The 13,428-nt window shown below is 59.4% G+C and carries 14 protein-coding genes and 2 pseudogenes; 8 read left to right on the top strand and 8 right to left on the bottom strand.

Annotated features, from left to right (window positions below; all coding sequences use genetic code 11):
- Positions 1–48 precede the first annotated feature (48 nt).
- From NWI_RS03480 to NWI_RS03495, 4 genes are read right to left on the bottom strand one after another with little or no spacing between them, the layout of a single operon-like run.
- Positions 49–888 (bottom strand): ABC transporter ATP-binding protein, encoded by an 840-nt coding sequence (locus tag NWI_RS03480; protein ID WP_011313993.1) that lies wholly within the window; start codon positions 886–888, stop codon positions 49–51.
- Positions 885–1,550, bottom strand: a complete 666-nt coding sequence (locus NWI_RS03485) for a hypothetical protein (protein ID WP_148203765.1) — start codon at positions 1,548–1,550, stop codon at positions 885–887. Before NWI_RS03485 ends, NWI_RS03480 begins: the two co-directional genes overlap by 4 nt.
- 11 nt (positions 1,551–1,561) lie before the next feature.
- Positions 1,562–2,422 carry an ABC transporter permease gene (locus tag NWI_RS03490; RefSeq protein ID WP_148203766.1) on the bottom strand — a complete coding sequence of 287 codons (861 nt, stop codon included), beginning with the start codon at positions 2,420–2,422 and terminating at the stop codon, positions 1,562–1,564.
- Positions 2,423–2,425: 3 nt separating this feature from the next.
- Positions 2,426–3,754, bottom strand: a complete 1,329-nt coding sequence (locus NWI_RS03495) for an ABC transporter substrate-binding protein (RefSeq protein WP_244374964.1) — start codon at positions 3,752–3,754, stop codon at positions 2,426–2,428.
- Here NWI_RS03495 and NWI_RS17835 point away from each other — a divergent pair.
- Together NWI_RS17835 and NWI_RS03505 are read left to right on the top strand one after the other, a co-directional pair.
- A complete protein-coding gene (locus tag NWI_RS17835; protein ID WP_041344710.1) occupies positions 3,753–3,974 on the top strand; it encodes a hypothetical protein in 222 nt (73 codons plus the stop codon). The genes NWI_RS03495 and NWI_RS17835 overlap by 2 nt on opposite strands.
- Positions 3,975–4,099: 125 nt before the next feature.
- A complete protein-coding gene (locus tag NWI_RS03505) occupies positions 4,100–4,942 on the top strand; it encodes a Crp/Fnr family transcriptional regulator (protein WP_081431696.1) in 843 nt (280 codons plus the stop codon).
- On the opposite strand, the gene NWI_RS03510 is transcribed toward NWI_RS03505, so the two are convergent.
- Genes NWI_RS03510 through NWI_RS03525 form a run of 4 tightly spaced genes read right to left on the bottom strand, consistent with a single transcriptional unit; the run spans position 4,943 to position 8,194 of the window.
- Positions 4,943–5,905 (bottom strand): HEAT repeat domain-containing protein, encoded by a 963-nt coding sequence (locus NWI_RS03510; protein WP_011313998.1) that lies wholly within the window; start codon positions 5,903–5,905, stop codon positions 4,943–4,945. It abuts the gene before it with no gap.
- Position 5,906: 1 nt separating this feature from the next.
- Positions 5,907–6,140 carry a 4Fe-4S dicluster domain-containing protein gene (locus NWI_RS03515; RefSeq protein ID WP_011313999.1) on the bottom strand — a complete coding sequence of 78 codons (234 nt, stop codon included), beginning with the start codon at positions 6,138–6,140 and terminating at the stop codon, positions 5,907–5,909.
- Between the two features lie 10 nt (positions 6,141–6,150).
- Positions 6,151–7,887 carry a fumarate reductase/succinate dehydrogenase flavoprotein subunit gene (locus NWI_RS03520; RefSeq protein WP_011314000.1) on the bottom strand — a complete coding sequence of 579 codons (1,737 nt, stop codon included), beginning with the start codon at positions 7,885–7,887 and terminating at the stop codon, positions 6,151–6,153.
- A 13-nt stretch (positions 7,888–7,900) separates the two neighbouring features.
- Positions 7,901–8,194 (bottom strand): gamma-butyrobetaine hydroxylase-like domain-containing protein, encoded by a 294-nt coding sequence (locus NWI_RS03525; protein WP_011314001.1) that lies wholly within the window; start codon positions 8,192–8,194, stop codon positions 7,901–7,903.
- A gap of 539 nt (positions 8,195–8,733) precedes the next feature.
- On the opposite strand from NWI_RS03525, the pseudogene NWI_RS03530 reads away from it, so the two are divergent.
- The 6 genes and pseudogenes from NWI_RS03530 (at position 8,734) to NWI_RS03550 (ending at position 13,175) form a co-directional block, all read left to right on the top strand.
- A pseudogene (locus NWI_RS03530) lies at positions 8,734–9,682 on the top strand (sulfonate ABC transporter substrate-binding protein).
- Positions 9,679–10,869, top strand: coding sequence for an FMNH2-dependent alkanesulfonate monooxygenase (ssuD, locus tag NWI_RS03535; protein ID WP_011314004.1), 1,191 nt, complete (start codon positions 9,679–9,681; stop codon positions 10,867–10,869). Before NWI_RS03530 ends, ssuD begins: the two are co-directional and overlap by 4 nt.
- Positions 10,866–11,672: an ABC transporter permease subunit gene (locus tag NWI_RS03540; protein WP_011314005.1), complete on the top strand. Its 807-nt coding sequence runs from the start codon at positions 10,866–10,868 to the stop codon at positions 11,670–11,672. Before ssuD ends, NWI_RS03540 begins: the two co-directional genes overlap by 4 nt.
- A 221-nt stretch (positions 11,673–11,893) precedes the next feature.
- A pseudogene (locus NWI_RS18530) lies at positions 11,894–12,307 on the top strand (ATP-binding cassette domain-containing protein); the annotation flags it as partial.
- On the top strand, positions 12,291–12,557 hold the full coding sequence (locus NWI_RS18535) for an aliphatic sulfonate ABC transporter ATP-binding protein (RefSeq protein ID WP_011314007.1): 267 nt from the start codon (positions 12,291–12,293) through the stop codon (positions 12,555–12,557). The pseudogene NWI_RS18530 and the gene NWI_RS18535, both read left to right, overlap by 17 nt.
- Positions 12,558–12,593: 36 nt before the next feature.
- Positions 12,594–13,175, top strand: coding sequence for a flavin reductase family protein (locus NWI_RS03550; protein WP_011314008.1), 582 nt, complete (start codon positions 12,594–12,596; stop codon positions 13,173–13,175).
- Positions 13,176–13,428: the final 253 nt, after the last annotated feature.

A 13,428-nucleotide genomic window follows, 5' to 3' on the forward strand; every position in this document is an offset into this window, starting at 1 on the left:
GACCAAAAGTTCAGGCTAGAGTCTGATTCAACGCAGCTGAATCAGACTTTAGCGGTTCTGCTGCTGGAAAGCCTTGAGGCTTTCGGCGCGGATCCTGGCGAGGCAGGACTTCTTGATGCGAATGAACGTATCGTCGGTCAGAATGTCGGGACTGCGCGGACGCAGCAGGGGCACGTCTTGATCCGCGATGATCCGGCCCGGACCGGCGCTCATGACCACGATCCGGTCGGCAAGGAAAATCGCCTCGTCGACGTCATGGGTGACAAAGACGACGGTGGTCTCAACTTCACCCCAGATGCGCAGTAAGCTCTCCTGCATCATTGCGCGCGTCTGCGCATCGAGCGCTCCAAAGGGCTCATCCATCAGCAAGACGCTCGGATAATTAGCGAGCGCACGGGCAATGCCGACACGCTGTTGCATGCCGCCGGAAAGCTCTGCGGGGTAGCGTTTTGAGAATCCGGATAACCCGATCATCGTCAGAAAATGATCGGCGATCGCCAATGCTTCAGCACGACTCTTCCCAGCACGCAGAGGACCGAAAGCGATGTTGTCGCGAATGCTCTTCCAGGGAAAGAGAGAGTACTGCTGAAAGACCATGCCACGTTCGGGACCTGGCCGCTCAACGATGTGGCCATCGACCCTGACTTCGCCAGACGATGGTCGGATGTAGCCTGCGATGCAATTGAGCAAGGTGGACTTGCCACAGCCGGACGGACCAAGCAGGCAAACGAACTCGCGCGGCCTGATCTCCAGCGACGTGTCGAAAATGGCGCGGCGTCCCCTGACGTCCTCGCCGAAGCGAACCGTCACGCGATCGAGAATGATATGGCCGGTTTGCGCCGGCCGGCGGATCCCGGTTTCGGCCGGCTGAGCGAGAGTACTGTTCACGCGATCTCCGGAAGCAATCCTGTCCGCCGCACCGCGGATTGAACGGTGAGGTTATGACTTGCGAACCGTAACGTCGACATGGCAAGAATAATAAAGCCCACGGATACGATCCAAACTCCAAACGGCTCAAGTGCGAACGCCAGGCCGACATCCAGTCCAAGAAGAGCAAGTCCAACGATCCAGGTCGGCGTTCCGCAGCATACAACCCAACTGAGGGAGATGCTGACTAGGCCGACCGTCACGGCTCCGAGGCCGGTCATCCCGACAAGACTCCGCCTTTCAAGATGAAAGCAGGAGTGACGCGCCGTCCTCCAGAGCAGCGCATTCACGCTGATGAGCACAGAGGCGATCGCGATCATAAGAAGCTTTGACGGCGGAATTCCCATTGTCCATTCGGCAATGCCGTGACCGTAATCATAGTCCATGTAGCCGATCTCGAAGATCCATTCATTGAGAATGATGGGGATCATATCTGACACAGCCGGGGTCGAGCGGATGATCCGCGCTACATTGGCCGGATAGTCGTATGCGGTGATGTAGTTCGGCAAATGACCGAGACGAAAATAGAGAACCGCGATCTGCGCTCCATAGTACACGACGACAAGTCCCGCGCTTGTCAAAACCAGGAGGCTCCAATGCGCGCGGACGGTCTGCGCGATCACCTTGAATCCTGTCATCGCGGGTTCCTTTGCCAGGCGAGCAGAGGTCTCGTCAGCAAACGAACCGCATGGGTCGAAGCCGTCCCCAGCAGGCCGATGACGATCATGCCGACAACGATCTCCGGATAAAGGATCAGCGAATAAGCATTCCAGGTGAAATAGCCGATGCCGTACTGTCCGCTGATGATCTCGCCGGCGAGCAGCGAGAACCAGGACACGCCCATGCCGATGGCGAGCCCCGTGACGATATGCGGCAAAGCGGAAGGCAGTACGACGTGCTGGAAAATGGCCAGACGCGAAGCTCCGAGGGATTGCGCCGCTCGTACCAGAATCTCCGGTGTTTGCTCGACGCCGTGAATCGTATTCAGCAGAATCGGAAACATGGCGCCGAGCGCGGTGATGTAGATGATGGAGGATTCTTCAGTCGGCCACATCAGGATGGCGAGTGGAATCCACGCCACGGCGGGAATCGGCCGGATAATCTCGACATAAGGCAGTATGACCGCGCGCGCCAAACGCGAGCGGCCGACCGCTAATCCCAGCCCGATGCCGAGCGCAGACGCGAGCGCGTAAGCGATCGCGATGCGACGCAGGCTATACAGAATATGGAAATAGAAACGCTTGTCCCCGAGTTCGTGCCAAAAGGCATTTGCAACCTGAATCGGGGTCGGCACATTGTCGAAACGGACGTAGAAGTCGAGGCTCGTTAGCGTCGCCCAGTACCAGAAGAGAAGTCCCGCGGACAGCGAGGCAGCGGCGATCAACACGCTCAAAGCCGCCGACCTGAATCCGTTGGGAAGGCTGACGATACGCCGGGGCTCAGCCGGCGCATCCGTCAACATGCCATCACTCACGGACGCGATTTCATTGGACATGACCTAGATCGCCTGCCTCGCGATCGCTTCCGTGAACGTTGAAACCTCTCCGCCTGTCTTCGCCGCATAGGTCTCCGCCGGATCCTTGCGAAGAAAAGCGGTATAGCTTCCATCCTTGTTGCGGACATAGAAGGCTGTCGTTCCGAACAGCTTAAGTCCGGTGTCGTGATCATAGACATAGGCGGCATTGATCTTCACGCCCGTCGCCTGAAAATCGGCCGCGGCCTTCAGGAAAGCCGCCGTCGTCGGGTAGGAAAGGATGCCGTCCTTCGCGTGCCAGATCTCGTTCGGCAGGTCCCGATTGGCGATGAGCGGGTCAACGATCTCCTTACTCTGAGCGGCATAATCAAGCCCAAGCTCGGCATAGGCTTTCTTGACGTATCGGTCGTCGACCCATTCCTTGAAATCGAGCGGCGGCGAAAGGTCGGCGCGCGCAAGAACTCCATGATCAAATTCAAGGGTTTCGATCCACTGCGGCTTCAGCGTGGGATCGACCGTGAGATGCCCGCCCCGCGAATAATAGAGATACAGCACCTCCTTTTCGACGCCGGTCCATTTCTCCATTTGCGCAGCCGCCAGAGCCGGATCCTTTTTCAGCCATTCACCGGCATCGTGAATCGCCTTGATGAAGGCCACGATGATCTCAGGATACTTGTCGACGAAATCCTTTCGAACAACGACACCATGCAGATAGGGGACACCTGTTTGGCTTCCGTCATAAATTTTTCGTCCGGTGCCGCGGTATTCCATGATCTCCGACCACGGGCAGAAATCCGCATGCGCGTCGATTTTCCCCGTGGCGATATTCGCGGCGCCGACCGATGGAGCCTGATTCTTCAGATCCACATCGCTCAAGGAAATATGCGCATCTTCGAGGGCCTTGATGAGCATCCCCCAGGCGGCGCTCCCGTACGGGGTTGAGATGGAACGGCCCTTCAGTTGCGCAAGAGAATAGACATTCGATGACGCGGGAACGACGATGGCGTTACCCGCTCCGCGAAGGTTGTAACCCGTGCTCGACACCAGACTTGTGTTCAAGCTTTTCGTGGCCTGGAACTTGGCGCCATTCACGATGACGGGGTAATCTCCCATCACGCCGATGTCGAGCTTTCCAGCCAGCATCTGGTTGGTAATGGGTCCGCCCGACGCATAATCATCCCACTTGAGATTATAGGTGACGTCGACATACTTTCCGCTGCGTGGCAGGTGCTTTTCGAGAAGCTTCAGCTCCTTGACGATGATCCCGGCGGCATAGGTATCGGTGCACATGCTCTGATGACCGATGCCTATCGTAATGGCTTCGGCGTGGACGATGTTCGTCGCACCTAGCATGCTGATCATCGCAGTCGCGATGCCAGCAGTCATGTTAGCAACTCTGAAAGAGATCATGGAGTTGTCTCGCGATATCAAATTCGACCATCGAACCATCGAGTCGAACGGGAGGGAGCTGAAGCAATTACTTGCGCTCCCGATCGACCGGATCGACGACGTCGTCGTACCGCATCAAGCGACAGGTCAAAGATTTTCTCACGATCGGCGGATTGGAGGATGAATCAGTTCGACCGGGATAGATCCACGTGTGAACCTTACTTAATTTCGGTTCGGATCGATCAAGCGGGTAGACTTTGCCGCAGTATCGATTTTAGGTTGCGCTCGAAATCAACAGGCAAGCGGCATATGACGACCGTCAAGCACGTTACTGCGATCGCGCCTTCCAGATTCTTGGGACAGTCGCGCGTCATCGCTCGCCTGCATGGGCCTGACGAAGAGAGGACTTCGACGGGTTCGAGCGAACTTGTGAATGCCGCCGCTCGCTCCGCGCTGTTCATGAGCGAAACCATTGAGAGCCTGAATGTCGGCGCGCGGTTTCTCGACCGCCTGTCCGTCGAGCAGCGCGCGCAAGTTCGCGCAGCCGGCCGCGGCCTCGTCGTGCGGCAAGGAGATCCCGTCTTCAGCCAGGGCGAGCATCACGATGGGATATTCATCATCGACCGCGGTCAGGTACGGGTCTATTACTCCGCGCCGTCCGGCCGCGAGATTACCCTTGCCTATTGGACGCCGGGGCATTTTATCGGAGGTCCGGGCGTATCCGGCGGCGGCGTGTACATGTGGTCTGGCGTTGCCATTGAAGATTGCGCGATTACGATGCTGCCAAGCGCCGTGCTGCGGAAACTTCTGCTTCAGATGCCGGACTTCGCGCTGGCGATGATCGACGGATTGATCGCCAAAGGAGAATGCTATTCGTCGATGGCGCAGATGCTGGGAACGCGGTCCGTCATCGAAAGGCTTGCGCAGTATCTGGTGAACTTGTCCGAGCTATATGGAATCGACGGCGGCGACGCGATCATCATTAATCGCAAGGTCACCCATGATCAGATCGCCGCGATGGTCGGATCGACCCGCCAGTGGGTCACCATGATGCTGAAGCGATTTCAGAATGAGCAGATCATCGCCATAGATGGCAACATTATGCGGATCAAGCGTCTCGATATGCTCAAGAAAATTCTGTTTCGGGAATAGTCAATCCGGGCCGAGCCTGTTGAGAGCCCAGAGCACCGTCTTGCGAACATCCGGATCCGGATCAAGAGCATGTTCTTCCAGCGCCTCACGCGCGCTTGGTTCGGAAATCTCGCCTAGCGCCGCGGCAGCCTCCTTGCGAACGGACGGAACGTCATCGGCAAGAAGCGGCACGATCGCGGGAACGGCGTCGGGCGTGCCTAGCCTGCCCAGACTCTGCAAGATCTTCTGCCGCACCTGCCAGTAGCTGTCGTCGAGCGAGCGTATGAGCGTTTCTGACGTCGACGGCGAACCCACGCGCCCGATCGTTTCCGCCGCTGCGGCCCGCACCTGCCAGTCATCGTCCGCAAGCGCATCGGCCGACGCCTGGGCGGCCAATTCGTTTCGCGCGAAAGATAAGGCGCTGATGGCGGCTAACCGCACGCTGGCGCTGGCATCCTTCGATGCGTGAATAAGCGAGGGCAGCGTATCAAGGCGTTTGAGATATCCGATCACGCCGACGGCTTGAGCCCGTACCGCGGCGTCGCTGTCTGCGAGGGCCACAACGGCGGAGCTCAAGGATGCGTTCACCTGCAGCGCTTTCAGCGCGCGAAAAATCGCCGCCCGCACGAAAGACGAGCCGTGTGACACAAAAGGAAGCAGAACCTCGCTTACTTCCGGATCGCGAAGTTCCGCCAGGCTGTCCGCCGCTGCCCGAGCCACATCCGGAACCGGGTCGGTCACGGCTTGCACCAGGGCTTCGGCCACGTCCGAGCCATCGAACTCGCCGAGCGCGCGCGCCGCCTGCAACCGGACATCCGACGACGAATCGGCAGTCGCCCGCGACAAAAATGAAACCGCCGCGCTGTTCGACGTTTCGGCGAGCTCGATGACCGCGAGACGCCGAACGGAGGCATCCGAACTCGAAAGCCCCCGGGCGATCTCGTCCACGTCGCCGAAATCCTCGAATGGTTCAGGATGCCGCATCTCAGCGCAACAGGTATGGAATGTTGACGGTCACGGCGCCGGTCGGACAATCGGTTTCGCACGGCATGCAGTACCAGCACTCGTCGTATTTCATATAGGCCTTGCCCGTGAGATCACTGATCCGCAACACATCGAGCGGACAGACGTCCACACACACCGTGCATCCCTTGTCAGCGATACACTTGGCCTCGTCCACAACGACCGGCACCGTCGTTGGCGTATGAGCAATAGGCATGGTATCCTCGTCAAGCAGACTTACGGATGCGTTGGCGATCATAGGCGGATCGCTCCGATTCCTCGATCGGAACGATATAGGCGGCGACCGGCCGTTTCTCCACGATCATCCGCCCATCCTGCTTGCGAAGGATGCTGTGGCAGAACCACTCGTCATTGTTCTTCTCCGGAAAGTCGACCCGATGATGATAGAACCCCCAGCGGCTCTCCGTGCGAAACAGTGACGCCGCCGCCGCCATGTCCGCGCAGTCGATAATCGAGGCGGCTTCCAACGAACGCATCAGCTCGTGCGCGTCGCGTGCCACCATGCGGTTCTCGAGATCCTCGCGCACTTCCGCTAGCCGCATCCGGCCAAGCTTCATCTTGGCCGTCACCTTGGGCGGCTGAAGATAATCGTTCACTAGACGGCGAGTCTTGTACTCAATCTGGTTTGGAGGAATGCCGTCCTCACGTTTCGTAGGCGCCAGGACACGGGCCTTCTCGCGCTCGACCTCGCTGAGGTCATAGTCGGAAAGATCGATCTCCTCGGCAAAACCGGCTGCATGTTCACCGGCGACCGCGCCGTTCGTGAACGCCCCGAGCATATAGTTGTGCGGGACGCTGGCCATATCTCCGGCGGCGTAAAGTCCCGTCACCGTGGTCCGCGCGAATTCATCGACAAACACGCCTGACGCGCTGTGACCGGAGCAGAATCCGATCTCGGAGATGTGCATTTCGATCATCCGCTCGCGATAATCCGTGCCGCGATTCTGATGGAAGCGCCCCCGTGACGGCCGCTCGACATTGTGGAGAACCGCCTCGATCTCACTGATCGTGTCGCCATGGAGATGGTCGAGTTTTAGAAAGACAGGACCCTTTCCGGACTGCAGCTCGTTATAGAACTCCTGCATCATCTGCCCGGACCAATAATCACATTCGATGAAGCGATTGCCGTTGTTATTGGTGGTGTAGCCACCGAAGGGACCGGCTACATAGGCGCAGGCAGGACCATTGTAATCCTTGATCAGCGGATTGATCTGGTAGCACTCGAGGTTCGCGAACCCCGCGCCGGCGTGATACGCCATCGCGTAGCCGTCACCGGAATTGGCGGCGTTCTCGTATGTCCCCCAGAGGTATCCGGATTGCGGCAGGCCGAGCCGGCCGGCAGCGCCCGCGCAAAGGATCACGGTCTTGGCGCGTATCACCAGGAATTCCGCGTCACGCGTATTGACGGCGATGGCGCCGGCAACCTGACCGTCGCGGCCGGTCAATAATCGGGTCGCCATGTAACGGTTGGAAATAAGAACCTTCTCGCGGCGCAACTGCCGATAGAGCGCCTTCTTGACAGTATCGCCATTAGGCATCGGCAAAACGTATGAACCCAGATGATGGACTTTCTTGACGTCGAAATCACCATTCTCAGTCTTCTGGAACTTGATGCCGAACCTGTCGAGCTCCTGAATCATCTCGAAGCATCGCGACGCATACTTATAGACCGGAGCCTGATCGCATATGCCATCATTCGCGATGGTGATTTCCTTGGTGTACTGCTCCGGCGTCGCATAACCGGGGATGACCGCGTTGTTGAGGCCATCCATGCCCATGGCAATCGCCCCTGAACGTTTCACGTTCGCTTTCTCGAGAAGTATCACGCGCATGTTCGGGTGGCGGCGCTTCGCTCGATAGGCCGCCATCGGCCCGGCCGTCCCGCCACCGATCACCAGAACGTCGCACGATACTTCAGTTGAACCCTCCCTGATCTCGTCCATCGCAGTCGCCCTCTCAGTTTGGAGTCTGGCCGGCGAGTTCGCGCAGATAGCACCACGGATAGATTCCACGATCATGTCCATCCGAGAACGAAAGACGCAAGGCGTAATTCCCGATCGCTTCGATGGAGGTCACATGTAGATCGGGCGGAAGATAAAGCTCGACGCCATCGGCCTGGCGGCGAATTTCCGTGGCCGCGCGGCTGGCGCGGCGGAGCCGTTCCGCTTCAAGACGCCGGACGCCGCAATCATGCCAGGTCAGTGCCAGCACCGTGGCGCCTTCAACGAGTTCGACGTTGGTCGGCTGCATTCTCGCTCCAATCGTTATTGCAGTCGTCTTGTACGGCTGATCCGACGGGCGACGCGCGCAATAAATTGCTTTTGCGAGCTGCAAGTGGAGAATGCGCGCGTACCGAGCGAATGGCCATAAACTATGAGAGATAAAACGATGCGTGACTTTCTCTCATTCAAAACAAACGTGGCGCGCTTTCGGAAATAACAGCGATAGCATTGTTATTTTCTTTCACGTATCGACATTCGCCGTTCTGCTGCGCATCATCTTGTCGTCATGGTTCGCTCTGATCCGGAATCTGGATCGCGCGAGCAGGAGCCGGATGGGAGACTTAATTGAATCGCAGCGATTTTGATGGTCGCAAAGGCCGTCATTGTTGCGACACGAGCATCGCCGTTGAAAAGAAGCTGGCCGCTGGCAGCCGTCGTAGCCTGACAAGGTGTCATCGATAGGCGTGATGGTCAGGCTTGATTTTCACGGCGTCGTCGTCGCGACAGCGTTGATGGCCGGGCGAGCCTGACGCTCTCAGTCATTATAACTCTATCGGAGATTTCAACATGCGTTCGCTCGAACGATTGATGATGGCCGCAATCTTGTCGATAAGCGTATTCGCCGTCTCCATGGGCGTATCCTATGCTCATGACAAGGTGGTTCGCGTCGGCTACCAGAAGTACGGAAATCTCATTCTGCTCAAGGGCAAGGGAACCCTTGAGCAGAAGCTCGCTCCTTTGGGCTTCAAAGTCGAATGGAAGGAGTTTCCATCGGGTCCGCCGCTGCTCGAAGCGCTGAACGTTGATGCGATCGATTTCGGACACGCCGGTGAGTCGCCGCCGATCTTTGGTCAGGCGGCGGGCGCGCAGTTTCTTTATGTTGGGCATGAGCCGCCAGCGCCGAAAGGGGAGGCGATCCTGGTGCCAAAGACGTCACCGATCACGCAGGTTGCGGACCTCAAGGGCAAGAAGGTCGCCTTCAACAAGGGATCCAACGTTCACTATCTGCTGGTAAAGGCGCTGGAGAAGGCGAGCCTGAAATACGCTGACATCGAACCGGTGTTTCTCGCGCCGGCTGATGCGCGCGCCGCTTTCGAGCGTGGCTCCGTTGACGCCTGGGTGATGGGATCCGTATCAGGCTTCCGCGGAAGTCGCGACGGGCGCCCGCACCCTTGCCGACGGGACGGGGCTTGCGCCCAATCACCAGTTCTATCTCGCCAGCCAGAAATTCACCTCAGCCTACCCGCAGATTGTCGATGCGGTGATCGATGCGCTCGCCGATATTGATCGTTGGGCCGATGGCAAGGAGGCGGCGGTTGCCGAGGAACTTAGCGCCGGCATCGGCATTCCTGCTCCAGTGCTGGAGATCGCGCTCAAGCGTCAGACCTATGGCATCCGGCCGCTGGATGACAAGGTGGTCGCCAGCCAGCAGAGCATTGCCGACACCTTCCATGCATTGGGGCTTCTGCCGAAACCGCTGGTCGTCTCTTCGATCGTCAGAAAGGCCGGATTATGACCGTTGCTCCGGCTGCAAAAGTGAAGCTGCTCTGGTTTCTGCCGACTCACGGCGATGGCCGCTATCTCGGTACAACCACCGGCGGCCGCGAGGTGAACTTCAGCTATCTGCGTCAGATCGCGCAGGCCGCCGATCAACTCGGCTATTACGGGGTGCTGCTGCCGACGGGTCGGAGTTGCGAGGATTCGTGGGTGACCGCTTCGGCTGTCGCGCCGTGGACAGAGCGCCTGCGTTATCTGGTGGCGGTGCGGCCCGGTCTGCAATCGCCGACCGTCGCGGCTCGAATGACCGCGACGCTTGATCGGGTGTCCAATGGCAGGCTGCTGATCAACGTCGTGACCGGCGGTGACCCCGTCGAGAACAAGGGCGACGGCGTCTATCTCGATCACGACGAGCGCTATGTCGTGACCCGGGAGTTTCTGAACGTGTATCGGAGCTTGCTGGCGGGCGAGAGCGTGAACGTCGACGGCAGGCATATCCGCATCGAGGACGGCCGCCTGCTGTTTCAGCCGGTACAGCAGCCGTATCCGCCGCTTTATTTTGGCGGGTCATCGGATGCGGGCATCGATGTCGCGGTCGATACCGTCGACAAGTATCTGACCTGGGGAGAGCCTCCGGCGCAGGTCGCGGACAAGGTCAACCGCGTTCGCGCGCTGGCCGCGACGCGCGGGCGACAGCTCAGTTTTGGAATCCGGCTGCACGTCATTGTGCGCGAGACCAATGCCGAGGCATGGCGAGCGGCGGATGAACTGATTTCCTACGTCACCGACGACACCATCGCGGCTGCGCAGAAGATCTTCTCGCGCATGGACTCCGTCGGTCAGCAGCGCATGGCGCAGTTGCACGGCGGGCGCCGCGACAAACTCGAAATCAGTCCGAATCTGTGGGGCGGGGTCGGGCTGGTCCGCGGTGGCGCTGGGACTGCGCTGGTCGGAGATCCCGATACGGTCGCGGCCAGGATCAGGGAATATCAGGATATCGGCATCGATACTTTCATCCTGTCCGGCTATCCGCATCTTGAGGAAGCCTACCGGTTTGCCGAGCTTGTGTTTCCGCTGCTGTCGCAGCCGGCTCGCGACAAGGTCGACACCATCCGACTCAATACCGGACCATTCGGCGAGACCATCGCCAATGAAAGCCGCCCCACGGAGGCGCGGCCGCTGCAGCGGGAGACCGTCCGTTCATGAGCATGGCGGGGGCGCTTTCAGGCGATCGCAAGTGGCGGTTGCCGCGTCTTGACGGAGTCGTTCAGTGGCTTCTGCCGGCCGCTATCCTGCTTGTCTGGCAGGTCGCCTGCAGCACGGGCTATGTGCCGGCGCGTGTGCTGCCGGCGCCGACCGAGGTCGTGCTGGCGGGCTGGAAGTCGCTGCAGTCGGGCGAGCTGGTTCAAAACATCTGGGTCAGCTTCTGGCGCGCGGTCGTGGGTTTCCTGATCGGCGGCGGCATCGGCTTTGCGTTCGGCCTTGCCAACGGGCTGTCGCCATTCAGCGACAAGCTGACCGACACCACGTTGCAGATGATCCGCAACGTGCCGCATCTGGCGCTGATCCCGCTCGTCATTCTGTGGTTCGGCATCGAGGAGGCGGCGAAACTGTTCCTGGTAGCGCTCGGCGTATTCTTTCCGGTCTACCTGAACACGCTGCACGGCATCCGCACCGTCGATCCGCAACTGATCGAGATGGGGCGCGTCTACGGCATGAATAGCGGCGAGCTGTTCCGCCGCGTCATCTTCCCGGGCGCGCTGCCCTCGATCTTTGTCGGCGTTCGATTCTCGCTTGGCATCATGTGGCTGACCTTGATCGTGGCGGAGACCATCGCGTCCTCATCGGGACTTGGCTACATGGCGATGCAGGCACGGGAGTTCATGCTGATCGACGTCGTCGTGCTCAGCATCCTGATCTATGCGCTGCTTGGAAAGGTGGCCGACAGCGCCTCGCGTTTTCTCGAGCGGATCACCTTGTCGTGGCATCCCGCATTTCAAAAACATTGAGAGCGACCATGCAACTATCCCTTCGTGCGCTACCCTCGGACGTTGACTTCGTGCCCCCGGCCAAGCTCATCGAGCAGGCGCGGAAAGCGTGACGCGCGGCCGATCCGAAACTCGAACCCGGGCCTGGCGGACTTGCCCTCACCATTCGGGGCTTGCGAAAATCGTTTGGTGAGAACGATGTGCTGCGCGGGATCGATCTTCATATTCCGGCGGGCCAGTTTGTCGCGATCGTCGGGCGCAGCGGTTGCGGCAAGAGCACCTTGCTGCGGCTGATCGCCGGTCTTGAGACGGCAACCGCAGGCTCGATCGGCTTTGGTGAAAACATCCGCGCGGAAGATGTCCGCGTGATGTTCCAGGAACCGCGCTTGCTGCCGTGGACGAAGGTTGCGGCAAACGTCGAGGTCGGCTTGGGTCGCGAGCGCGCGCGGCATGATGCGAGGGCACGCGCCGAGCAGGCGTTGACCGAGGTCGGGCTGCACGACAAACGCGGGCAATGGCCCAGGATCCTGTCGGGCGGGCAGAAGCAGCGTGTCGCGCTGGCCCGCGCCCTGGTCAGCCGTCCGCGCGTGCTGGCGCTCGACGAGCCGCTCGGTGCGCTCGATGCCTTGACGCGCATCGATGCAGCGCCTGCTTGAGCGAGTTTGGAGCGATCAGGCTTTTACCGCGATTCTCGTTACGCACGATGTCTCGGAGGCGGTCGCGCTGGCTGATCGGGTGCTTGTGATCGAGCAGGGGCGGATCGCCCACGATGTCGAGATCAATATTGCGCGTCCGCGCCGACGCGGCATTGCGCGTCCGCGCCGACGCGGCTCCGCCGATCTCGCCGCGATCGAGGGATCGATCCTGCAGGAACTGTTGAAAGAGGATCGGTCGACCGATGCTTGATGAACGGGACGGATCATTCTTTAATTTGAGGCCATCATGAATCTAGCTGTTCGAGACATTTCGCGGGGACGCGAGATCGGGTCAGGCGAGTTCCGCAACGCCATGCGCCATCTGGCCGGCGGCGTCAGCGTCATTACGGCCGGACGCGGCGACGATATTTCGGGTATGACGGTTACGTCAGTCGCCTCGCTGGCAATCGAGCCTGCAACCTTGACCGTCGCGATCAACCGAAAAGCGTCAACATTGCCGTTGCTCCTGCGATATGGCGCCTTTGGCGTCAATATTCTGACTGGCGGCCAGGCCGGTATTGCTGAACGATTCACCGGCAAGGATGGGCATAAGGGAGCGGCACGCTTTGCCGGCAGTTCCTGGACAACGGGTGCGTTTGGCGTGCCGCTGCTCAAGGATGCGCTGGTTGCCATCACCTGCGAGCTGGAAGAAACCATCGAGCGGCATTCTCACGTTATCGCGCTTGGCCGTGTTGTTCATCTGGCGGCCTCGGAAGGAGACTCATCACTCGCCTATTGGCGAGGCGATTACCTTGCAATTGAACGAATCAGTGGCATATCGCGAACCGCTGGTGGTCCTTTACCGACCGTTCATGCCTCGGATGAGTGAGGATCGAGAGCCAATCTCACGCGCCGGATAGCCAGATAAAAGAAGCTCCTTTGTAGAGTTCCCTGCCGGCAGCGAAGTGATGGAGATTTGGTTGTATATCACTGCGCCGGCCGCCAATCCAAGATTCTGCAACTCATTCCAGATTGCGGACTGAGCCGCCGCAACAAATGTTTCAATCTCCATCTCGCGTACCATAAGCCGATTGCAGTCAGGGCCCACACGATTGCGGAGCAAAGAACGCGGCGGCGGCGCC

Source organism: Nitrobacter winogradskyi Nb-255 (assembly GCF_000012725.1).
In the GTDB taxonomy this organism is placed as follows: domain Bacteria; phylum Pseudomonadota; class Alphaproteobacteria; order Rhizobiales; family Xanthobacteraceae; genus Nitrobacter; species Nitrobacter winogradskyi.